This is a genomic window from Micromonospora sp. CA-111912 (assembly GCF_050948415.1).
In the GTDB taxonomy this organism is placed as follows: Bacteria; Actinomycetota; Actinomycetes; order Mycobacteriales; family Micromonosporaceae; genus Micromonospora.
Map to the genome: position 1 here is coordinate 1,549,884 of NZ_CP192007.1, position 22,034 is coordinate 1,571,917.

Sequence of the window (22,034 nt, forward strand, 5' to 3'; positions counted from 1 at the left end):
CGGCAAGCGGTGGCCCTGGCGCGACATGATGGGTCGAGCGGGAACCCGGCCGTAGCCCGCATCATGTAGGTCGGCCGACGAACGACAGGAGTGAGGTACCGGTGGACCCGCTCGATCGCATCGACGAACTGATCGCCATGGTGGAGCAGGCCCGCTCCGTCCCGATGTCGCGGAACAACTGCATGGTCGACCGGGGCGAGATGATCGCCGTCCTCGACGAGATGCGTGCCGATTTCCCCGCCAACCTGCGCCGGGCCGCCGTCCTGCTGGAGGAGCGGGACAAGATCATGGATGCCGGCAAGCGCGAGGCCGACCGGATCATCAGCGAGGGTGAGGCGGAACACGCCCGCCTGGTGTCGGTGAACGAGATCACCGTCTCGGCCGAGCACGAGGGGGCCCGGATCATCGCCGAGGCCCGGGCCGAGGCGCAACGGCTGCGCGAGGAGGTCGACGACTACGTCGACACCGCGCTGGCGAACTTCGAGCAGTTCCTCACCCGGGCGCTCGCCTCGATAGAGCGCGGCCGGGACAAGATGCACGCGCTACGGGAGATCGGCACCTTCGGTGGGGACGAGGCGGATCGCCCGCTACCCTTCTGAGCGGCACCTCAGCAGCCGACAGGCGGGTCGGGCGCCGCCCCCGGTTCGACGGTCCGGCGGTCGCCCAGGTAACCTGCTTTGTCGGCCTCTCACCGGCCGGAGTCTGACTATGCCCAAACACTCGTCTTCATCACTCAACCCCAAGGCGCCGCTGGTCCTCGACACGAGGGACCTGCCGCGTCGCCCTGGCGCGTTGCGTACGGTCAAGCGGGTCGTCCCGGCACCGGCGGACCTCGGCGGGGAGTTGATCGGCGTACCGGAGGGCACCGACCTCGACCTCGACCTGAGGCTGCAGTCGGTGTCCGAGGGCGTGTTCGTCTCGGGGACCGTCAGCGGTCTCGTCAGGGGCGAGTGCGGCCGGTGCCTGCGCGAGATCAACGACTCGGTGGCCGTGAACGTCCAGGAGCTGTACGCGTACGAGGGCAGCACCACGGACGAAACGACCGACGAGGACGAGGTGGGCCGGATGCAGGACGATCTGATCGACCTGGAGCCGGCGCTGCGGGACGCGGTGGTGCTCGCGCTGCCGACCAACCCGCTCTGCCGGGAGGACTGCCCAGGCTTGTGCCCCGAGTGCGGGGTGCAGTGGGACGATCTGCCGGCCGACCACAGTCACCAGCAGATCGACCCGCGTTGGGCGGGCCTGTCGCAACTGACCCGTACAGAGGAGTAAGAACCGTGGCCGTCCCGAAGCGCAAGATGTCGCGCAGCAACACCCGGTCCCGCCGGGCGAACTGGAAGGCGGCCGTGGTCGCGACCGTGGCCTGCCCGCAGTGCAAGTCGGCGAAGCTGCCGCACACCGCCTGCTCCGTCTGCGGCACGTACAACGGCCGCCAGGTCATCGAGGTCTGACCTGGACGCCGAGTGACGCCCCCGACCCCAGGTCGGGTGGCGCGCGCATCCTGGCGATCGCCCGGTGCCCCGGCTCCCGCCGTCGCCGGCCGGCCCGTTCCGGCCGACGTCCCGGCGGAGCCGGGCACCGTGCGGATCGCCGTTGACCTCCTCGGCGGGGACGATGCTCCCGCCGTCGTGGTTGACGGCGCTCTGCATGCCATGCGCGCCGACCCGCACCTGCACCTCCTGCTCGTCGGCCCCGCCGAGGTCGCCGACGGGCTGATCGGTGCCCTCGACCCGGTGCAGCGCACCCGGGTCACGGTCCGGCCGGTGCGGGCCGCCGTCGGCATGGCCGACCACCCCGTCGCCGCCCGCGGCGACAGCACGGTGCGGGCGGCGGTCACCGCCGTCCGCGACGGGACCGCTGACGCGGTGGTCTCCGCCGGCGCCACCGGCGCCACCGTCACCGCCGCCGCACTGGGTCTCGGCCGCTGGCCACATGTGCGACGGCCGGCGCTGGTGGCCACCCTGCCGGCGGTCGTCGGCCCGGTGGTGCTGCTCGACGTCGGTGGCTCCCTGGAACCCGGTCCCGCCACGCTGGCCCGGCACGCCGTGCTCGGTGCGGCCTATGCGGCCGTCGCGCACGGGGTGGCCGAGCCCCGGGTCGGGTTGCTGTCCGTGGGGACCGAGGCCGGCAAGGGGGACCGGCTGCGGCGCACCGCCGATCCGATGCTCGCCGCCGTGTCGCTGCCCCACGGGGCGCGCTACGTCGGCCTCGTCGAGGGGTACGACATCGCCTCCGGCGCGCGCGCCGACGTGGTGGTGACCGACGGCTTCACCGGCAACGTGCTGCTCAAGGCGATCGAGGGCGCGTACGCGATGGCCGGCGGGCCGCCCGCCAGCGGCGGTGTCCCCCGGGCGGCTGCCCTGCTGGGGGTGGCCGGGACGGTGGTCGTCTGCCACGGCGCGGCCCGGGAGGACGATGTCGCCTCCGGCATCGCCCTCGCCGCCCACCTGTGGCGTCGGCGGGCCACCGAAACGGTCTCCGCGCTGCTCGATCGTGCTCCGCAAACCCCCGCCCAGCCCGGTGACCACGCCGATCGCACCACCGACACCGAGGTGAGCCTGTGACCGCCCGTCCCGTCCCGGCCCGACCGGCCGCGTGCTCCGCGCCGGCCCCGGGGGGCCCGCCGCGCGCGGCCCGCCCGGTCGCGAACGAAGAGGTAACCGCATCATGACCAACGACAAGCGGCGGCGGGCCCCCGTCGGCCACCTGGAGTCCGCCTTCGGGGTCTCGCTGAACCCGGAACTGCTGGAGCGGGCCCTGACCCACCGCTCGTACGCGTACGAGAACGGCGGCCTGCCCACCAACGAGCGGCTGGAGTTCCTCGGCGACTCGGTGCTCGGCGTGGTGATCACCGCCGCGCTCTTCCACAACCACCCCGATCTTCCCGAGGGGCAGCTCGCGAAGCTCCGGGCGAGCGTGGTGAACATGCGCGCGCTCGCCGATGTGGCGCGTGGGCTGGGCCCGGACGGGCTGGGCGCGTACCTGCTGCTGGGCAAGGGCGAGGAGAGCACCGGCGGCCGGGACAAGGCGAGCATCCTCGCCGACACCCTGGAGGCCCTGCTCGGCGCGATCTACCTCCAGTACGGCCTCGACACCGCCGCCATCGTGATCCACCGGCTGTTCGACCCGCTGATGGCCGAGTCGGCCGGTCGGGGCGCCGCGCTGGACTGGAAGACCAGCCTGCAGGAGCTGACCGCCGCGCTGGGGCTGGGCGTCCCGGAGTACCGGATCGAGGGCACCGGCCCCGACCACCTCAAGACGTTCACCGCCTGGGTGGTGGTCGCCGGCAACCGCTACGGCGGGGCGGAGGGGCGCAGCAAGAAGGAGGCCGAGCAGCGTGCCGCCGAGTCCGCCTGGCGGGAGCTGACCGCCCAGGCCGAGCGGGACCAGGCCGAGCGGGACGCCGCCGAGTTGACCGCCCAGGCCGAGCGGGACGCCGCCGAGCGGGCGGCGACCGAAGAGTCGGCGGCCGGCGAGGCCGGGACGCCGGCGGCGGTGGGGGCGATCGCGCCCGGCGGGGCGAACGGGTCCACCGCGAACCCGGCCGGCGGCAGCGCGCTGGACGCCCGGACGGCCGATGAGGCGGGCCGTGCCTGAGCTGCCCGAGGTCGAGACCGTCCGGCAGGGCCTGGCCCAGTGGGTCACCGACCGGCGGATCGCCACCGTCGAAGTGCGCCACCCCCGGGCGGTCCGCCGCCACCTGGCCGGCCCGGCGCACTTCGCCGACGTGCTGGCCGGGCGGACGGTGCACGATGTGCGGCGGCGCGGCAAGTACCTGTGGCTGCCGCTGGACAGCGGTGACGCCATCGTCGGCCACCTCGGCATGTCCGGCCAGCTGCTGTTCCAGCCGGCCACGGCGGCCGACGAGCTGCACCTGCGGGTCCGGTTCCGGTTCGCCGACGATGGCCCCGAGCTGCGCTTCGTCGACCAGCGCACGTTCGGCGGGCTGTCGGTCTCCGAGGGCGGGGCGGAACTGCCGGGGGAGATCGCGCACATCGCCCGGGACCCGATGGACCCGGAGTTCTCCGACGACGCCTTCGTCACCACCCTGCGCCGCCGGCGTACCGAGGTGAAGCGGGCGCTGCTCGACCAGACCCTGATCTCCGGGGTCGGCAACATCTACGCCGACGAGGCGCTGTGGCGGGCCCGGTTGCACGGCGCCCGGCCGACCGACGCGCTGACCGGGCCGACCGCGCTGCGGCTGCTCGGCCACGTCCGCGACGTCCTCAGCGAGGCGATCACCGAGGGCGGCACCAGCTTCGACGCCCTGTACGTCAACGTCAACGGCGAGAGCGGCTACTTCGACCGCGCCCTCAACGCGTACGGCCGAGAGGGTGAGCCGTGCAGGCGGTGCGGGACGCCGATGCGCCGCGAGGCGTTCATGAACCGCTCCTCGTACAGCTGTCCCCGCTGCCAGCCCCGCCCCCGGGGTGCGCTCCGGGGATGACCTCGGGCACCCCGGAGCGGCCGACCGGCCCCGCCGCCCGGGGTGCGTCCCGTCGACGTGCCGGCAGGATTAGCCGCCCGATCCGCGGGGCATCTGGGCCGCCATGGACGTACAGCGCATGCCGGCGGCCGGTCACCGCGCCGATGCCCCGGACGAACCCGAATCCCCGCGGAGCCGGCCATGAGCGCCGACGTGCAGACCGGCACCGTACGGACCAACGTGCCGGCCCGGCTCGACCGGCTCCCGTGGTCCCGCTGGCACTGGATGATCGTCATCGGCCTCGGCACGGTGTGGATCCTCGACGGCCTAGAGGTCACCATCGTCGGTAACCTCTCCGGCAAGCTGGCCGAGCCGGGCAGCGGCCTGAACATCACCCAGAGCCAGGTCACCGGCCTGGCCGCCGCGCTCTACGTGGCCGGCGCCTGCACCGGCGCGCTCTTCTTCGGCTGGCTCACCGACCGGTTCGGCCGGAAGAAACTGTTCCTGCTGACGCTGGGCGTCTACCTGGTCGCCACCGCGATGACCGCGCTCTCCTTCGACACCTGGTGGTTCTTCCTGTTCCGGTTCCTGACCGGCATGGGCATCGGCGGCGAGTACGCGGCGATCAACTCCGCGATCGACGAGCTGATCCCGGCCCGGCACCGGGGCCGGATCGACATCATCATCAACGGCACCTTCTGGCTGGGCGCCGCGCTGGGCGCGCTGCTGACCGTGCCACTGCTCAACGGCCTGCCCACCGGCGTCGGCTGGCGGGTGGCGTTCGGCCTCGGCGCGGTGCTGGGGGTGGTGGTCCTGCTCGTCCGCCGGCACGTGCCCGAGAGCCCACGATGGTTGTTCATCCACGGCCGGGGCGAGGAGGCCGAGCGGCTGGTCGACTCCGTCGAGCGGGAGGTGGAGCGGGAGACCGGCCGGAAACTCGACGCCGCCGACAGCTACCTCGAGATCCGCCAGCGCCGCAGCACCGGCTTCCTGACCATCGCGAAGACCCTCTTCGCCCGGTACCCGAAGCGCGCCGTCCTCGGCTTCTCGCTCTTCGTCGGGCAGGCGTTCCTCTACAACGCCATCACCTTCGGCTTCGCCCAGATCCTGGAGACCTTCTTCGAGGTGCCGCCGGGCAACAGCGGCTACTACTTCGCGGTGATCGCGGTCGGTAACCTGCTCGGCCCGCTGCTGCTGGGCCGGCTCTTCGACACGGTCGGCCGGGTGCCGATGATCGCCGGGTCGTACATCATCTCCGGCCTGCTGTTGCTCGGCACCGCGTGGCTGTTCCACGACGGGGTGCTCAGCGCGACCACGATGACCGCCTGCTGGTGCGCGGTGCTCTTCTTCGCCTCCGCGGGGGCCAGCGCGGCGTACCTGACGGTCAGCGAGATCTTCCCGATGGAGACCCGGGCCATGGCGATCGCGTTCTTCTACGCGATCGGCACCGCCGCCGGCGGCATCACCGGCCCGCTGCTGTTCTCGAAGCTGGTGGGCAGCGGCCAGGTCAGCGACACCGTGCTCGCCTTCGTGATCGGCGCCTCCGTGATGATCGTCGGCGGCATCGTCGAGCTGGTCCTCGGCGTCCAAGCCGAGGGGAAGTCGCTGGAGGAACTGGCAACGCCGTTGAGCGCCGAGGAGGCCGGCGTGCCCCGGCAGCGCGGGGCGGACGACGCCGCGATCCCGGCCGCCACCGGCTGACGCGGCACACCCCGCGACGCCGCTCCCGCCGGCCGGGGGCGGCGTCGCCGTGTCGGGGCCACCCCGGGGGTCAGGGGGCGGCCGGGCACGGTGCCCGCCACGCGTCGAGCCGGCGGTCCTTGCGCATCGAGGCGAAGCCGTACCCGACCGTGGCCACGCAGAACTCGGTGGGGTCGCCGGTGTACTCGACGTGGAACACCGGCTTCCCGGCGTCGGCGAACGGCAGCAGCTTGGCGCACCGGCGCAGCCGGACGCACTCCTCGTCGACCGCGAAGTCGAAGTCCGGCGCCAGCGCGGCCACCTGTGGCACGTCGCCCAGCAGGCCGGGGGAGAGGCTCAGCGTACGGGCCAGCCCGGCGACCCGCCGGTTGAACATCAGCTGGTCGTCGAAGTCCAGGGGGAGGCCGGGGCGGTGGGCGTACCCGTCGGCGTCGGCCAGCGCCACCGCGCCGAAGCCCTTGCCCCGGCAGAGCCGGAACCGGTCGGCGAGGATCGGTTCCAGCACGTCCCACCGCCGGACGTCCACCCAGCGGGTGTCCGGCCGCCGGCCCGCCCCGCCGCGCACCGCCGCCGGGTACCGGTCGGCGTCCGGGTCCGTCCCGGCGTACGAGCCGACGGCGACCTGACAGACCAGCCGGCGGTCCCGGGCGCGCAGCTCCGCGGTCTCGGTGGCGGTGGTAGGCACCGGGTCGAGCAGGAACACGTCCGCGTCGACGGTGGTGTCTAGCGGCCCGGCGAGCTGCCACTGCCACCGCCACTGCCGGGCCGAGTCGGCCGGCCATCGGGTGGGCGCGCCCGGCGGGAGCAGGTCCGCCCGGCAGCCGTACGCCGCCGTGAGCAGCGTCACCGCGACGAGGGACCGCAGCAGCCGGCGTGGCCCACGCCCCACGCCGGGCGAGCGCAGCCGGATCCGCATCGGCAGCTCCCGGGTAGCTGGCGGCTCTCGGCCGCCCGGTCGGGCCCGCCGCCCCCACGTACCGCCTCGGCGGGCCTCACCCGGTGCAACGAGCGGGGCTCCTGCGACGACTCGCCCGGGCCGCAGGGGTCACGACCGCCGCCTCAGCGCGGGGTGCCGAAGTCCTGCGTCCAGTACGGCCCGTTGCTGGTGGCCACGCCGACACCGATCTCGGTGAACGAGCAGTTCAGGATGTTGGCCCGGTGGTCGGAGCTGTTCATCCAGGCGTTCATCACCGCGGCCGGGGTCTGCTGGTTCCAGGCGACGTTCTCGCCGTACGCGCGCCAGGCGTACCCGACCCGGTCGAGCCGCTTGCGGACGTCGCTGCCGTCGCTGCCGTCGTGTGCCATCTCGCGGTGGTCGGCCTGGTCCTGGCTGTGCGCCTGGGCGGCTTTCGTCAGCTTGCTGTTGATCTTCAGCGCGCGGCAGCCGGCCTTGGCCCGTTCGGCGTTGACCAGGTCGACGACCTGCCGGGCCTGGGTGCTGACGCCCGTCCCGGCGACGCTGCGGGACGTCGTCGCCGGGGTGCTGCGCTGGTTGCTCCGCGACGCGGCGGTGGACCGGCTGGGCTCCGGCGTCGGCTTGGCGGTCCGACTCGGCGTGCCCGACGGGCGGGCGGTGGTGGGTGAGGCGCTCGGCGATCCGGCGGCCGAAGCGGACGTCGCGTCGGGGTCGGCCGGCGCGGCGGCGACCGGGCCGTCGGCGGCGGCCGGGTCGGTCCGCGGGTCGTCCCCGCCCGGCAGGGCCAGGGCGCCGACGCCGAGGCTGACGACCAGGGTGGCAGCCGCGGCGGCCCCGCCGATCAGCAGGGGGCGCGGGAACCGGCGGGCCGGCCGGTGCCGCCCCTCGCTGCCGGCCGGGGCGTCCCCGGCCCGGCCTCCCCGGTGCGCCGTGAGGCCCCCCTGCGGCCCGCCGGCCGCCGACGCGACGGGCACGACCCGGGTGCGCTCCGCTTCCTCCGGCCCGCCGACGGGCTGGTCGTGCCACGGTCCGGTCGGGTGGTCGTGCCACTGCCCGGTCGGCTGGTCGCGCCACGGTTCGGTCGGCTGGCTGTGCCACGGCTCGGTGTCGGGTTGCCACGGCTCGCCGTCGGGCCGTCGTGGCTCGCCCGCGGGCTGCCACCGACCGGTGGGCTCCTCCCGATGGGGCTCGCCGCCCGGTCGGTCCCACCGTGCGGTGGGCTGCCGCGCCCACGGCCGGTCGTCGGGCTCCGCCCGGTGCGGATCGGCGGCCCACCGGTCACCCGGCTGGTCCGGCTCGTCCCCGAACAGGTACGCCGACCGCGGCTCGGGCCGGTCGGTCAGCCAGGCGGGCTTGCCGGCCGGGGATTCCTCACGCCGGCGGGTGCCCTCCGGGTCGTTCGGGTCGTTCGAGCCATACACGCCTGTCGCCTCCACGGGTCGGTTGCGGACCGGGCTGAACCTACGGGTGCGGCGCGAGCTGCGGCAACGTGGCTAAGGAAGAGTTAAGCGAATCCGGCTCGCACGGATGGCCACTTCCAGTGATCCGAGGCGTACAGTTAACGCGTCCGGACAGAGCGTGTCCGTGCCTGGTGGCAGCCCCCGACAAGTGGACCGGCAGACGTAGAGATGATCTACGGCCTGCGGGAACTTGACGAATGGCGGTTGTCGGCTCAATATGTAGGTGTCGCCAGTCGCGCCCGGTCATGCCCAGAATCGCTGGGAATGACAGCCGCGAACGAGTGGGCGCGCGTTGGCCGGTCTTTCTGGCAGCGCATATCAAGGAGTCAGTATGGCGAAGGCCCTCTACGGCCACGTAGGTGCAGCGCCCGATCGGCGTCTGCTCGACGAGGTCACCCGACTGCGGTCCAGGGTTCAGGCACTGGAGTTCGAGATCACGCGCCTGCGTGCCGAGAATGATCGGCTCGCGGCGGCTGTGGCGGAGGCGGACGATCTGCTCCGTCTGGCCGAGCCGGCGCTGACCTGATCTTCGGTTGTCGGACAACTGAATCGCACCACGCAAAATCGCGCGCCGACACTTATGTGCCGGCGCGCCGCCATGTCCGGGCCATTCCCCCGGCACCATTTCCTGATCTTGAATAATTGATCAAGCTTCGGTCCGGCGATCCGTCCGATCCGTACCGTGGACGCCCGGTGCCGGTCGCGACGCGCCGGTGGCGAACGGCCTCCCGGGCGGGTCGCGTGTCCGGCCCCCGGTGACGCCGGGTTAGTCTGCGGGTGACCAGGTCCGCGCAGCCCACGACGGTCGGCGACCACCGGACGAGGATCGAGAAGGTGTATCTCAAGAGCCTGACGGTGAAGGGGTTCAAGTCCTTCGCCTCCGCGACGACGCTGAAGCTGGAGCCCGGGATCACCTGCGTGGTGGGCCCGAACGGCTCCGGCAAGTCCAACGTCGTCGACGCCATCGCCTGGGTGCTCGGCGAGCAGGGCGCCAAGGCGCTGCGCGGCGGCAAGATGGAGGACGTCATCTTCGCCGGCACCGCCGGGCGGTCGCCGCTGGGCCGGGCCGAGGTCACCCTCACCATCGACAACACCGACGGCGCGCTGCCGATCGAGTACACCGAGGTCTCCATCACCCGCCGGATGTTCCGCTCCGGCGAGAGCGAGTACGAGATCAACGGCGACTCCTGCCGCCTGCTCGACATCCAGGAGCTGCTGTCGGACTCCGGCATCGGCCGGGAGATGCACATCATCGTCGGGCAGGGCCGGCTCGACGGGATGCTGCACGCCAAGCCGGAGGACCGGCGGGCGTTCATCGAGGAGGCGGCCGGCGTCCTCAAGCACCGCAAGCGCAAGGAGAAGGCGCTGCGGAAGCTGGACGCGATGCAGACCAACCTCAACCGGCTCACCGACCTCACCGCCGAACTGCGCCGCCAGCTCAAGCCGCTGGGCCGGCAGGCCGAGATGGCCCGGCGGGCCGCCGCGATCCAGGCCAACCTGCGCGACGCCCGGCTGCGGCTGCTCGCCGACGACCTGGCCACCCTGCGCGCCACCCTCGACAAGGAGATCGCCGACGAGAGCGCCCTGCGCGAGCGGCGCGAGCAGATCGAGGCGGAGCACGTCGAGGTGCAGGGCCGGCTCGGTGAGCTGGAGGCGGCACTGGCGGAGGACGCCCCGCTGCTGGCTGCCGCCCAGGACACCTGGTACAAGCTCTCCGCGCTGTCCGAGCGGTTCCGCTCCATCGAGCAGCTCGCCCGGGAGCGGCTGCGTCACCTCAGCGCCACCGGCGACGACGAGCGCCCCGGCCGCGACCCCGACCAGCTGGAGGCCGAGGCCGAGCGGGTCCACGAGCAGGAGGAGGAGCTGCGGGCGGCGCTCACAGACGACCAGATCCGGCTCGCCGAGGCCGTCGAGCACCGGCAGGAGCTGGAACGGCAGCTCGCCGCCGCCGAGCGGGAACTGGTCGCGGCGGCCAAGGCCATCGCCGACCGGCGCGAGGGGCTGGCCCGGCTCACCGGCCAGGTGAACTCGGCGCGGGCCCGCACCACCAGCGCCGGTGAGGAGATCGACCGGCTCGCCGCCGCGCACGCCGACGCCCTGGCCCGCGCCGAGCAGGCGCAGGCCGACCTCGACGCGGTGGCCGAACAGTCCACCGAGGCCGACCGGGACAACGCCGACCTCGACGCCCGGCACGCCGAGGCGGTCGCGGTGCAGGAGAAGGCGCAGGCAGCGGTCCGGTCCCTCACCGACGCCGAGCGGGCCGTCGAGAAGGACGCCGCGACGCACAAGGCCCGCGAGGAGGCGCTCGCCACCGGGCTGCGCCGCAAGGACGGCGCAGGCGCACTGCTCGCCCGCGCCGACGAGGTGCCCGGCCTGCTCGGCAGCCTGGCCGGGCTGCTCACCGTCGCCCCCGGCCACTCCGCGGCGCTCGCCGCGGCGCTCGGCGGGCTCGCCGACGCGGTCGCCGTCAGCGGCGTCGACGAGGCGGTCGAGGCGATGCGGCTGCTGAAGATCGCCGACGCCGGCCGGGCCGGCCTGCTGGTCGGCAGCCCCGCCGGGCCGGGCATGACCGGGTCGGCCGACGCGCTGCGCCCGAAGCTGCCCGAGCACGCCCGCTGGGCCCCCGACCTGGTCGAGTGCTCGGCCGAGCTGCGCCCGGCCGTGCACCGGGCGCTGCGCGACGTGGTGCTGGTCGACGACCTTGCCGCCGCGTCCGAGCTGGTCGCCGGGAACCCGGAGCTGCGCGCGGTCACCGGGGACGGCGACGTGGTCGGGGCGTACGCGGCGGCCGGCGGGTCGGCCAAGGCACCCAGCTTCATCGAGGTGCAGGCCGCCGTGGAGGAGGCCCGGACCAACCGGATGGCCGCCGAGCGGGCCGCCGCCGAGCTGCGCGACCAGCTCGGCGAGGCGCGAGCCGAGGTGGCCGCCGCGAAGGAGGTGGTGCAGCATGCCGCCGCCGCGAGGCGGGAGGCCGAGAGCCACCGCAACGCCGCCGCCCGTCGGCTCGCCGAACTGGGTGCCGCCGCCCGGTCGGCGAAGGCGGAGACCGACCGGCTCGGCGACTCCCGGTCCCGTGCCGAGGCGGCCCGGGAACGCGACCTGACCGCCCTGGCTGAGCTGGCGGAACGGCTCCGGCTGGCCGAGGCCACCCCGCTCGACGCCGAGCCGTCCACCGAGGAGCGCGACCAGCTCGCCGCGATGGTGCCGCGGGCCCGGCAGAACGAGATGGAGGTCCGGCTCGCGGTGCGTACCGCCGAGGAGCGGGTCTCCTCGATCGCCGGCCGGGCCGACTCGCTGCGCCGGCAGGCCACCGCCGAGCGGGCCGCGCGGGAGCGCGCGGCGGCCCGTCGGGCCGCCCGGGCCCGGGGCGCGGACATCGCCCGGGCCGTGGCCGGTGGCGCCCGCGAGGCGCTGGCCCGGTTGGCCACCACGATCGCACGGGCCGAGGAGCACCGGGACGCCGTGGCCCGCGAGCGCGCCACCCGGGAGGCCGAGCTGTCCGAGGTACGCGGCGCGGCCAAGCGCCTCGGCGCGGAACTGGAGCGGCTGACCAGCCAGGTGCACCGGGACGAGGTGGCCCGTGCCGAGCAGCGGCTGCGCATCGAGCAGTTGGAGGCGAAGGCCGCCGAGGACTTCGGCCTGGACGTGGAGACCCTGGTCGCCGAGTACGGCCCGCACCAGCCCGTACCGCCGACGCAGGCGGACGTGGCGGCGGCCGAGCGGGACGGGCTGCCGGTGCCCGAGCCGGTCGCCTACGAGCGCCCGGTGCAGGAGAAGCGGGCCGCCAAGGCGGAGCGGGAGCTGGCCCTGCTGGGCAAGGTGAACCCGCTCGCGCTGGAGGAGTTCGCCGCGCTGGAGGAGCGCTTCAAGTTCCTCACCGAGCAACTGGAGGACCTCAAGGCCACCCGCCGGGACCTGCTCACCGTCGTCAAGGACGTCGACGAGCGGATCCTGGAGGTGTTCGCCAGCGCGTTCGCCGACACCGCCCGGGAGTTCGAGCAGGTCTTCACGGTGCTCTTCCCCGGCGGCGAGGGTCGGCTGATCCTCACCGAACCCGACGACCTGCTCGTCACCGGCGTGGAGGTGGAGGCCCGTCCGCCGGGTAAGAGGATCAAGCGGCTCTCCCTGCTCTCCGGCGGCGAGCGGTCGCTGACCGCGGTGGCCATGCTGGTGGCGATCTTCCGGGCCCGGCCCAGTCCGTTCTACATCATGGACGAGGTGGAGGCGGCCCTCGACGACGTCAACCTGGGCCGGTTGATCACGTTGCTGGCACAGTTGCGGGAGAAGAGTCAGCTGATCGTCATCACGCACCAGAAGCGGACGATGGAGATCGCCGACGCCCTGTACGGCGTGACCATGCGCAATGGGGTGACCCAGGTGATCAGCCAACGGCTCAACCGGGCCGACGGGGACGACGAGCGGCGTGGCCGCGGCGAGGAGAACGAGTAGTGGGTCGGGAACGGGCGACGGCGCTCCTGGTGGATTTCGACGGCGTCCTGCGGCGGTGGGACCCGGCGGTGGCCGCCGGGGTGGAGCGGGAGTACGGCCTGTCCGAGGGCGTCCTCACCGAGATCGCCATGCATTGGGGGCGGCTCCAGCCGGTGCTGACCGGCAGGGTCAGCCACGCCGACTGGATGACCAGCGTCTCCGACGCGCTGACCGACTCCGTGGGCGACCCCGAGCGGGCCCGTGCCGCCGTCGAGCAGTGGCAGCGCTACCGCGGCGAGGTGGACCCCGAGGTGCTCGACTTCGTCCGCGAGGCGCGGGCCGGCGGTATCCGGGTCGGGCTCGGCACGAACGCCACCGACCTGCTCGACGCCGACCTCGTCGCGCTCGGCCTGGTCGGTGAGCTCGACGTGGTGGTCAACTCCTCGAAGATCGGGGTGCACAAGCCGGCGAAGGAGTACTTCCAGGCCGCCTGCGAGGCGCTGGAGACCCCGCCGGCCAGGGTGCTCTTCGTCGACGACGAGGACCGGGCGATCCGGGGTGCCCGCGTCGCCGGGCTGTCGGCGCTGCGCTGGAGCGGCCCGGCCGACCTGCGCTACCTACGGGCGGCGCTGGCCTACTGAGGGCGCGAGGCGGCGGCCGGGCCGGTAGCTTCCTGACCGGCGCGACGGAGTGGTTGCGGGGTCACTCGCCGGTGCGGCCGTCGATGCGTTCGCGGATCAGATCGGCGTGGCCGTTGTGTCGGGCGTACTCCTCGATCAGGTGCACGTAGACCCAGCGCAGGTTGAACGTCCGGCGCTTCGGACCGACCTCGGTGAACGTGTCGTCGAGCGCCCGGCCGGCGGCGGCGGCGCGGGCCAGCGCCACCTCCCGGTGGTAGGTGGCGAAGTCGGCCTCGGCGTCGGCGGCGCTGACGTCGTGGTCGGCGTCCGGGTTCTCCGGGGTGTAGTAGGGGTAGTCGACCCGCTCGCCGGCGAAGCTCTCCCGCAACCACCAGGCCTCCACCTCGGCCAGATGCCGGACCAGGCCGAGCAGGGTGAGCCCCGAGGGCTCGACGCTCGGCGTGCGTAGCTGCTCCGCGGTCAGCCCGGCGCACTTGAGCAGCAGGGTCTGCCGGTGGTAGTCCAGCCAGCCCTCCAGCATGGTGCGCTCGTCGCCGACGTAGGGCTCGGGGGTCCGGGTGATCTCCGGTGCTCGCCAGGTCATGCCGTCCATTTTTGTCGAGCACTGTGACAGTTCGCGACCGGGCATCAGGGCGGCTCGCCCGGCGGCTGGCGGTGAGCGGGTGCGTCGGGGTACGGCCGGGGTGCAGCCGTACCCCGACGCGCGTGGGGCGTTCCGGGTGCTGACGTCAGCCCTCGGGCCGCGGGTGCTTCGTCAACGTCTGCCGACGATGGTCACCTGGGCGGAGCCTTCGGGCATTCCGGCGATGCTGACGCGATTTCCGGCGGCCGTGGTGGGGGTGCCCCTGCCGGGGAGCGGTTGGAGTGCGTCCCAGGTGCCGTTGGGGTGGCGGATCTTGTGGTAGATGCCGTTGTCGGCGCCGACGATGAGTATCTGGGCGGAGCCGTCGGGCATCGCGGTGATGGCGACGTCCTTGCCGGCTGCGGGGGCTGACGTGCCGTAGCCGCTGATGGGTTGGAATCCGGTCCAGGTGCCGTTGGGGTTGCGGATCTGGTGGTGGACGATGTTGTTGGCGCCGACGATGAGGACTTGGGCGGAGCCGTCGGGCATGCCGGCGATGCTGACGTTGCTGCCGGCGGCCGTGGTGGGGGTGCCCATGCCGGGGAGCGGTTGGAGTGCGTCCCAGGTGCCGTTGGGGTGGCGGATCTTGTGGTAGATGCCGTTGTCGGCGCCGACGATGAGTATCTGGGCGGAGCCGTCGGGCATCGCGGTGATGGCGACGTCCTTGCCGGCTGCGGGGGCTGACGTGCCGTAGCCGCTGATGGGTTGGAATCCGGTCCAGGTGCCGTTGGGGTTGCGGATCTGGTGGTAGATGTCGTTGTTCGCGCCGACGATGAGGACTTGGGCGGAGCCGTCGGGCATGCCGGCGATGCTGACGCGGCTGCCGGCTGCGGGGGCTGAGGTGCCGTGGCCGGCGAGTGGTGCGAACCCGGTCCAGGTGCCGTTGGGGTTGCGGATCTCGTGGAAGATGCTGCTGTCGGCCCCGACGATGAGCAACTGGGCGGAGCGGTCCGCCATTCCGGTGATCGCCATGTCGCGTGCCTCGCCGGGGGCTGTCGTCTGGTAGCCGGCCAACGGCTGGAACCCCGTCCACGACCTGTCCGGGTACCGCGCCTGGTGGTACATCGGGCCGACGCCCGAGCCGGTGCCCGGGCCGCCGGCCATGGCGGCTGCGACGTCGCGGCGCATCGCGTCGAGGTCGATGAAGGAGGGGTCGATCTTTCCGGTGGTGCTGGTCTCGCGGTGGCCCCGGGCGTAACTGGCGTCGCGGCCCAGCGTGCGGAGCACCGCGGCGGTGGCGGCGACGGACGCGTTGTACTGGGCCTGGGTCATCGACTGGTTGACGCCGTTGTAGTCGATCTCCCACCCGATCAGCATCGTGTTGCCGCTGCCTGCGGGGATGGGTCCGCTGCCCCGGCTGTTGCCGGCGTGGTTGGCGCGGTTGGCGGAGATCAGGTGGAACACGCCGTTGTAGTCGACCAGCGCATGACACAGTGGACCGGGCAGGTCGGACCGGCCGTTGATGCAGACGCCCAGTGCCGGTGCCGGTCTGCTCGGGCTGGATGTGGCGGCGGTGTGATGCCACAGCACACCGATCGGGGCGAACGAGCCGCTGACCCCCCGCGAGCGCCAGTCTCCTTCCTCGACAACCGCGACGCCGGCCGCTCGCAGGACATCGGCAAGCCAGGGAATCCCCATGCAATTCTTCCTTCCACCCAAGGGGTGACCATGCCCTCACACGGCAAGGGCAGAGAGTGTTCTGACGGAACACGGGAAGATCATCGCTGTTGAATGTCTCGTTTTGGTATCAGTCACGGACCTGCTGCGGGTATGGGCAGGTCGACCGCGCCACGGAGTGGAACAGGGCAAAGTCGCGATTCGATGCCTCACCGCACAACTGCCGAATCCCGGCGGTACGGCGGAAGGTCAGCCGCCGGACGTGAGGCGCTGCCGCATCACCTCACGCAGGTGGCCCGCGCTGGTGGTGCCCTCGACGGTCACCTCGGCAGTCCGACCGGCGTGTACCAGGGTGGCGACCGCGTTGCCGAAGTACGGCCCGGCCAGCCGCTTCCATCGCAACGGCGGGCGGCGGACCCCGGCGGTGCGGGCGAGGGCCCGGGTGGCTCCGGCCGGTCCGGGCGACCAGCCCAGCTTCATCAGCGGGCGCAACCCGGCGGGCACCTGGTTGTGGATGGGCGAGCAGGTGAGCTGGTGCACCGGGGTGACCACGTCCGGGTCGTCGAACCGCGCCCGAGCCACGTACGAGTGGTGCACGTCACCGGAGAGCACGCTGATCGACGCCGGTGGCGCGTACGCCGGTCCGGCCCCGACCCGCTCGCCGGGCTCGCCGGGGGTGCCGCTGCCGATGCGGGCGAAGAGGGCGCCGAGCGCGTCGAACGAGCGGCGGAACGCGGCCCAGTGCTCCAGGTCCAGCGCCCGGCGCAGCTTCTCCGACAGCTGGGCGACCCGGTGCCGTCGGGAGTCGGCGAGCTTCTCGTTCCACGCCTCCACGTGGTGGATGCCCGGCGGCAGCAGCCAGGGCAGGGACGCGCCGACCACGAGGTGGTCGTAGACGCCGTGGGCCCGGTCGAGGAACCACGACCACTCGCCCGGGGGCAGCATCGCCCGCTGGTCGGACTCCAGCACCCGGCTGCACCGGTTGTCCAGCATGACCAGCCGGGTCCGGCCCAGGTCCAGCGCGTAGCTCCACTGGTACTGCACGGCCCGCCACCGCTCGGTGTCGTGGGCGAGGTCGGCCTCGGTGTCGACCCGCTGCCCGAACTCGCGCAGCACGCCGGTGGCGTCCGCCGCCGCGCTGACCTTGGCGAAGACCGGGTCAGCGGCGATCTCGTCGGGGGAGAGGTTGCCCAGGTGCTGGTAGACCCAGTACGAGGCGAGGCCGCTGCTGATCCGCTCCGCCCACCAGGGCTGGTCGCGCATGTCGGCCCGCCACTCGGCCGAGGTGTTCCAGTCGTCGATGATCTCGTGGTCGTCGAAGATCATCACGCTCGGGACAGTGGAGAACAGCCAGCGGATCTCCGGGTCCCGCCACGACTCCAGGTAGAGCTTCGTGTACTCGTCGAAGCTGACCACCTGGTCGCCCGGCGCGCCCTTGGGCCGCCGGCGGCGCCGCTTCAGCAGCCGCCGGACCGTGGGGGAGGTCACGTCGGCGTAGACCTGGTCGCCGAGCAGCACCAGCAGGTCGGGCTGGGCGGCGGCCTGGTCCGGCTCGGCCATCAGCCGCCGGGCGTACGCGTCGAGCGCGTCCGGGGGCAGCTTGCGGGCGGTCGAGTGCTGGGTGGTCTCCCGGCAGGAGCCGAACACCAGACGCACCGGCTGGTCCCGGTCGTCGGCGGCCCGGGTGCGGATCACGCTGGGCGGGAAGCTGCCCTGCGGCTCCGGCCAGGCCACCTCGTCGTCGACCAGCACCTCGTACGCCGTCGCGCTGTCCGGGGTGAGCCCCGTCACCACGACGAGCGCGTAGTGGTGGTCGTACGCCGAGAAGGTGACCGCGGTGCCCCCGGCGCCGTCTGCCGTGCGGACCCGGACCGTCGCGGGCGCACTGGTCTCCACCCAGACCGTGGCCCGCGTGCCGACGACCCGGCGCAGCAGCGGGCCGATGAGCAGGCGGGGAGCCGGCATGGGTGACCTCCAGGGTGAGCCGATCTCATCATTTCTACCCGGTCGGCGGCTGCGCCAGCCACGGCTGGGCGAGCGTACCCGCAGCTCGGTCGCCCGCCGGGTGCGGTGGCTGGGACGCCGCCACCGGCATCTGACAGGATTTCGGCATGACGGAATACCTCCTCATCGCGCTCGCCCTGCTCGGAGTGCTGATCCTCGGCGGCCTCGGGCTGGTGGTGCCACGGCTGCGCCGGCGCCCCGAACCGCCGCTGCCGGAGACGGAGGTGGACACCCGGGCCGAGGAGGACCTCGCCGGGCCGCCCGTCGAGGCACCCGAGTCCGAACTCTCCACCGGGATCCTGGTCGAGCCGCCGCCCGTGCTGGAGGCGCCCGCGCCCACCGTCGAGGTGCCCGAGCCGACCGCCGGCCGGCTGGTCCGGCTGCGCTCCCGGCTGTCGCGCTCGCAGAACGCCTTCGGCAAGGGCCTGCTCGGGCTGCTCTCCCGCGACCACCTCGACGAGGACGCCTGGGAGGAGATCGAGGACAGCCTGATCACCGCCGACGTCGGAATCGACGCCACCCGGGACATCGTCGACCGGCTCCGGGAACGGACCCGGGTGCTCGGCACCCGATCCGCCACCGAGCTGCGCGCCCTGCTCGCCGCCGAACTGGTCAACGCCCTCGACCCGAGCCTGGACCGGTCGCTGCGGACCGCCCCGAAGGATGGCGTCCCGGCGGTGCTGCTGGTGGTCGGGGTCAACGGCGCCGGCAAGACCACCACCTGCGGCAAGATCGCCCGGGTGCTGGTCGCCGACGGCCGTACCGTGCTGCTCGGGGCGGCCGACACCTTCCGCGCCGCCGCCGCCGACCAGCTGGAGACCTGGGGCGGCCGGGTCGGCGCGGAGACCGTCCGCGGCCCGGAGGCCGCCGACCCGGCCAGCGTGGCCTTCGACGCGGTCAAGCGGGGCATCGACACCGGCGTGGACACTGTGCTTATCGACACCGCCGGCCGGCTGCAGAACAAGGTCGGCCTGATGGACGAGCTGGGCAAGGTCAAGCGGGTGGTCGAGAAGCACGGCCCGATCGACGAGACCCTGCTCATCCTCGACGCCACCACCGGCCAGAACGGCCTTGAGCAGGCCCGGGTCTTCACCGAGGTGGTCAAGGTGACCGGGGTGGTGCTGACCAAGCTCGACGGCACCGCCAAGGGCGGCATCGTGATCGCCGTGCAGCGCAAGCTCGGCATTCCGGTCAAGCTGGTCGGCCTCGGCGAGGGCAAGGACGACCTGGCCCCGTTCGACCCGGCGCAGTTCGTCGACGCGCTGCTCGGCACCGAGCCGCTCGCCCGGGACGCGTAACCTCGCAGTGACCAGTGACGATCGCGCCCACGCCGGATGGCGCGAGGACCGCCACCCGGCGCCGGGCCTCGGGAGACCGTACGTGACTTCGCAGGAGATCCCGCTGCACGGCGGGAACGTGAGCACCGTGGTCCGGGTGGGCGACACCGTCCGACGCAACGCCGGCCCGTGGACCCCGTCCGTGCACGCCCTGCTGCGCCACCTGGAGTACGTCGGGTTCACCGGTGCTCCCAGGGCACTCGGGATGGACGAGCGCAACCGCGAGGTGCTGTCGTACCTGGAGGGGGAGTGCGGGGAGTACCCCCTGGCCCCGCACTGGGTCACCGACGAGGCGCTGGTCACGGTCGCCACCATGTTGCGGATGTTCCACGACGCCCAGTACGGCTTCGTTCCGCAGCCCGGGGCGGTATGGCGCTCGTTCGGGCCGCCGCCGCCGGACACCGAGGTGATCTGTCACCACGACGCCGCCCCGCACAACGTCATCTGGCGGCCGGACGGCACCCTCGGGCTGATCGACTTCGACCTCGCCTCGCCGGGCGCGCGGATCTACGACGTGGCGTACGCGGCGTGGACCTGGGTGCCGATCTTCTCCGACCGGGACTCGATCACGCTGGGCTGGAACCGCCCGGACCGGCCGCGCCGGCTGCGGCTGTTCGCCGACGCGTACGGGCTGATCCCGCGCGATCGGCACCGGCTGATCCGGACCATCCGCAAGCGCGTCGTCGACCACGTCGAGGGCATCCGCCGGATGGCCGCCGCGGGGGAGCCGGCGTTCGTCCGGATCGTGCACAAGGGTCACCTCCGGCGCCCCATGCGCGACCTACGCCTGCTCGACTACGAACGCCACGCCCTGGAGTACGCCCTCCGCTAACCCCACGCCCATCCCGCCTGTACTCGCATCTTCTGGGAAAGAGTGGTCATTCCGTCGGGATGGCCACTCTTTTCGTGAACGAGGGAGAAGGGTGGGGACGGTGAGGGGTTCTTCACACGTATGAAACACAGCGTCACGGGCTGGAAATCGACCGGTGACGCTGAAGGAAACAGGAGGCGACCAAGCTTCCGCGCAACCGGCGTACGGGCGACGTTGCCTCGGAAGCCGCGAAGGAGGGAACTTCACCTTTAGGAGGCCAGCGTGCCTGAAGCACCGACGATCGACGGCGCCAACACCGTTTGGCTGCTGGTTTCGACCGCGCTCGTGCTGCTCATGACGCCCGGGCTCGCGCTGTTCTACGGCGGGCTCAACCGGGCCAAGGGCGTGCTCAACATGATGATGATGAGCTTCTCCGCCATCGGGCTCATCTCTGTTCTGTGGTGGTTCTACGGCTTCAGCGTCGCCTTCGGGGCCGACGTGAACGGATTCTGGGGCGACCCGGGCGCGTACCTCGGCACCAAGACCTTCCTGGCCGAGACGGACCTGTGGGGCGCCACCGCGGAGAACCCCAGCGGCATCGGGGTCCCGCTCTACGTGTTCATGGCGTTCCAGATGGTCTTCGCGGTGATCACCGTCGCGCTGATCAGTGGCGCCATCTCCGACCGGGCCAAGTTCGGCGGCTGGCTGCTGTTCGCCTTCGGCTGGGCGACGTTGGTCTACTTCCCGGTCGCGCACTGGGTGTGGGGCGGCGGCATCATCGGCGGTGACATCCACGCGTTGGACTTCGCCGGTGGCACCGCGGTGCACATCAACGCCGGTGCGGCGGCCCTGGCCGTGGCGCTGGTGCTCGGCAAGCGGCTCGGCTGGCCCCGCGAGGGCATGAAGCCGCACAACATCCCGCTGGTCGCGCTCGGTGCCGGCCTGCTCTGGTTCGGCTGGTTCGGGTTCAACGCCGGCTCGGAGCTGACCGTCGACTCGGTCGCCGGGCTCGCGTTCATCAACACCCAGCTCGCCACCGCCGCGGCGGTGCTCGGCTGGCTCGCGGTGGAGTGGATCAAGGACAAGCGGCCGACCATGGTCGGCGCGTCCTCCGGCGCCGTCGCCGGCCTGGTCGCCATCACCCCGGCCTGTGGCTTCATCGCCCCCTGGGCCGCGGTCCTGCTCGGCATCGTCGCCGGCGTGGTCTGCGCGCTCGCCATCAGCCTGAAGTACAAGCTCGGCTACGACGACTCCCTCGACGTGGTCGGCGTGCACTTCGTCGGCGGCTGGATCGGGTCGCTGTGGCTCGGCCTGTTCGCCACCAACTCGGTCAACGCCGCGATCAGCGACGTGGTCGGCGCCTCCGACGGACTGTTCTACGGCGGCGGCCTCACCCAACTCGGCCGCCAGGCGCTCGCCGGCCTGATCGTGACCGTCTGGTCGTTCGCGGTCGCCTGGGTGCTCGCCTTCGCGATCGAGAAGACCATCGGCTTCCGGGTCAAGCCCGAGGCCGAGGTCGAGGGAATCGACATCGCCGAGCACGCCGAGAGCGGCTACGACCTCTCCCCGGCCGGTGGCAGCGGCAGCGGCAGCGCGTTCGCGCTCGCCGGGATCGGGACGCCGGCCGGTACCGCCGGCACCAAGCCGGCCTCGGCGGAGCCCGCCGAGCCGGTCAGCGCGAAGGTCGCCGGTTAACGTTCCTGGGATGGAGGGGTTGGACATGAAGCTGGTGACCGCGGTCATCAAGCCGTACCAGTTGGACTCGGTGAAGGAGGCTCTGCACGCCCTCGGGGTGGCCGGGCTGACTGTCAGCGAGGTCCAGGGGTACGGCCGGCAGAAGGGGCACACCGAGGTCTACCGGGGTGCCGAGTACACGGTCGAGTTCCTGCCCAAGATCCGGGTGGAGGTGCTGACCGACGAGATCGACGTCGACAAGATCGTCGACGCCATCGTCGGGGCCGCCCGGACCGGCAAGATCGGCGACGGCAAGGTGTGGGTCACCGGCGTCGAGGAGGTAGTCCGGGTCCGCACGGGCGAACGCGGCCTCGACGCCCTCTAGGGCCGGAATACG

General features: G+C 72.8%; 19 protein-coding genes. 14 read left to right on the forward strand and 5 right to left on the reverse strand.

Annotation, left to right across the window (positions count from 1 at the left end; all coding sequences use genetic code 11):
* The first annotated feature begins 101 nt into the window (after positions 1 to 101).
* The 7 genes from ACQPZO_RS07130 to ACQPZO_RS07160 all read left to right on the forward strand — a co-directional run bounded on the left by ACQPZO_RS07130 (position 102) and on the right by ACQPZO_RS07160 (position 6,127).
* On the forward strand, positions 102 to 599 hold the full coding sequence (locus ACQPZO_RS07130) for a hypothetical protein (RefSeq protein WP_387016552.1): 498 nt from the start codon (positions 102 to 104) through the stop codon (positions 597 to 599).
* 109 nt (positions 600 to 708) lie between these two features.
* On the forward strand, positions 709 to 1,272 hold the full coding sequence (locus ACQPZO_RS07135) for a YceD family protein (protein ID WP_433348138.1): 564 nt from the start codon (positions 709 to 711) through the stop codon (positions 1,270 to 1,272).
* A gap of 5 nt (positions 1,273 to 1,277) precedes the next feature.
* Positions 1,278 to 1,451, forward strand: a complete 174-nt coding sequence (gene rpmF, locus ACQPZO_RS07140) for a 50S ribosomal protein L32 (RefSeq protein ID WP_161687848.1) — start codon at positions 1,278 to 1,280, stop codon at positions 1,449 to 1,451.
* Positions 1,452 to 1,580: 129 nt separating this feature from the next.
* On the forward strand, positions 1,581 to 2,564 hold the full coding sequence (locus tag ACQPZO_RS07145; protein WP_433348140.1) for a phosphate acyltransferase PlsX: 984 nt from the start codon (positions 1,581 to 1,583) through the stop codon (positions 2,562 to 2,564).
* Between the two features lie 103 nt (positions 2,565 to 2,667).
* Positions 2,668 to 3,597: a ribonuclease III gene (gene rnc, locus ACQPZO_RS07150; protein WP_433348142.1), complete on the forward strand. Its 930-nt coding sequence runs from the start codon at positions 2,668 to 2,670 to the stop codon at positions 3,595 to 3,597.
* A complete protein-coding gene (gene mutM / locus ACQPZO_RS07155; protein ID WP_433348144.1) occupies positions 3,590 to 4,447 on the forward strand; it encodes a bifunctional DNA-formamidopyrimidine glycosylase/DNA-(apurinic or apyrimidinic site) lyase in 858 nt (285 codons plus the stop codon). The genes rnc and mutM overlap by 8 nt, the downstream gene beginning before the upstream one ends.
* A gap of 180 nt (positions 4,448 to 4,627) precedes the next feature.
* Positions 4,628 to 6,127, forward strand: a complete 1,500-nt coding sequence (locus ACQPZO_RS07160) for an MFS transporter (protein ID WP_433348146.1) — start codon at positions 4,628 to 4,630, stop codon at positions 6,125 to 6,127.
* Between the two features lie 70 nt (positions 6,128 to 6,197).
* Here the strand turns inward: ACQPZO_RS07160 and ACQPZO_RS07165 are convergent, their stop codons facing one another.
* Positions 6,198 to 7,043 carry an endo alpha-1,4 polygalactosaminidase gene (locus ACQPZO_RS07165; RefSeq protein ID WP_433348148.1) on the reverse strand — a complete coding sequence of 282 codons (846 nt, stop codon included), beginning with the start codon at positions 7,041 to 7,043 and terminating at the stop codon, positions 6,198 to 6,200.
* Positions 7,044 to 7,186: 143 nt separating this feature from the next.
* A complete protein-coding gene (locus tag ACQPZO_RS07170) occupies positions 7,187 to 8,464 on the reverse strand; it encodes a CAP domain-containing protein (protein ID WP_433348150.1) in 1,278 nt (425 codons plus the stop codon).
* Between the two features lie 370 nt (positions 8,465 to 8,834).
* On the opposite strand from ACQPZO_RS07170, the gene ACQPZO_RS07175 reads away from it, so the two are divergent.
* From ACQPZO_RS07175 to ACQPZO_RS07185, 3 genes are all read left to right on the forward strand, one after another.
* On the forward strand, positions 8,835 to 9,029 hold the full coding sequence (locus ACQPZO_RS07175; RefSeq protein WP_396669800.1) for a hypothetical protein: 195 nt from the start codon (positions 8,835 to 8,837) through the stop codon (positions 9,027 to 9,029).
* A 308-nt stretch (positions 9,030 to 9,337) separates the two neighbouring features.
* Positions 9,338 to 12,952 carry a chromosome segregation protein SMC gene (gene smc, locus ACQPZO_RS07180; protein WP_433350848.1) on the forward strand — a complete coding sequence of 1,205 codons (3,615 nt, stop codon included), beginning with the start codon at positions 9,338 to 9,340 and terminating at the stop codon, positions 12,950 to 12,952.
* Complete coding sequence (locus ACQPZO_RS07185) at positions 12,952 to 13,572, forward strand: HAD family hydrolase (protein ID WP_405112761.1); 621 nt, start codon at positions 12,952 to 12,954, stop codon at positions 13,570 to 13,572. Before smc ends, ACQPZO_RS07185 begins: the two co-directional genes overlap by 1 nt.
* A gap of 61 nt (positions 13,573 to 13,633) precedes the next feature.
* Here the strand turns inward: ACQPZO_RS07185 and ACQPZO_RS07190 are convergent, their stop codons facing one another.
* From ACQPZO_RS07190 to ACQPZO_RS07200, 3 genes are all read right to left on the reverse strand, one after another.
* Positions 13,634 to 14,155, reverse strand: coding sequence for a DinB family protein (locus ACQPZO_RS07190; RefSeq protein WP_433348152.1), 522 nt, complete (start codon positions 14,153 to 14,155; stop codon positions 13,634 to 13,636).
* Positions 14,156 to 14,326: 171 nt separating this feature from the next.
* Positions 14,327 to 15,832 (reverse strand): N-acetylmuramoyl-L-alanine amidase, encoded by a 1,506-nt coding sequence (locus ACQPZO_RS07195; RefSeq protein WP_433348154.1) that lies wholly within the window; start codon positions 15,830 to 15,832, stop codon positions 14,327 to 14,329.
* Between the two features lie 228 nt (positions 15,833 to 16,060).
* Positions 16,061 to 17,776, reverse strand: a complete 1,716-nt coding sequence (locus ACQPZO_RS07200; RefSeq protein ID WP_433348156.1) for an alkaline phosphatase D family protein — start codon at positions 17,774 to 17,776, stop codon at positions 16,061 to 16,063.
* Between the two features lie 146 nt (positions 17,777 to 17,922).
* On the opposite strand from ACQPZO_RS07200, the gene ftsY reads away from it, so the two are divergent.
* The 4 genes from ftsY to ACQPZO_RS07220 all read left to right on the forward strand — a co-directional run bounded on the left by ftsY (position 17,923) and on the right by ACQPZO_RS07220 (position 22,022).
* Positions 17,923 to 19,113: a signal recognition particle-docking protein FtsY gene (gene ftsY / locus ACQPZO_RS07205; RefSeq protein ID WP_433348158.1), complete on the forward strand. Its 1,191-nt coding sequence runs from the start codon at positions 17,923 to 17,925 to the stop codon at positions 19,111 to 19,113.
* Positions 19,114 to 19,120: 7 nt separating this feature from the next.
* A complete protein-coding gene (locus ACQPZO_RS07210; protein WP_433348160.1) occupies positions 19,121 to 19,984 on the forward strand; it encodes an aminoglycoside phosphotransferase family protein in 864 nt (287 codons plus the stop codon).
* Positions 19,985 to 20,245: 261 nt separating this feature from the next.
* Positions 20,246 to 21,658, forward strand: coding sequence for an ammonium transporter (locus ACQPZO_RS07215; RefSeq protein ID WP_433348162.1), 1,413 nt, complete (start codon positions 20,246 to 20,248; stop codon positions 21,656 to 21,658).
* A gap of 25 nt (positions 21,659 to 21,683) precedes the next feature.
* The gene (locus tag ACQPZO_RS07220) at positions 21,684 to 22,022 is read left to right on the forward strand and encodes a P-II family nitrogen regulator (RefSeq protein WP_387017112.1); all 339 of its coding nucleotides are present in this window, start codon (positions 21,684 to 21,686) and stop codon (positions 22,020 to 22,022) included.
* Positions 22,023 to 22,034 lie beyond the last annotated feature (12 nt).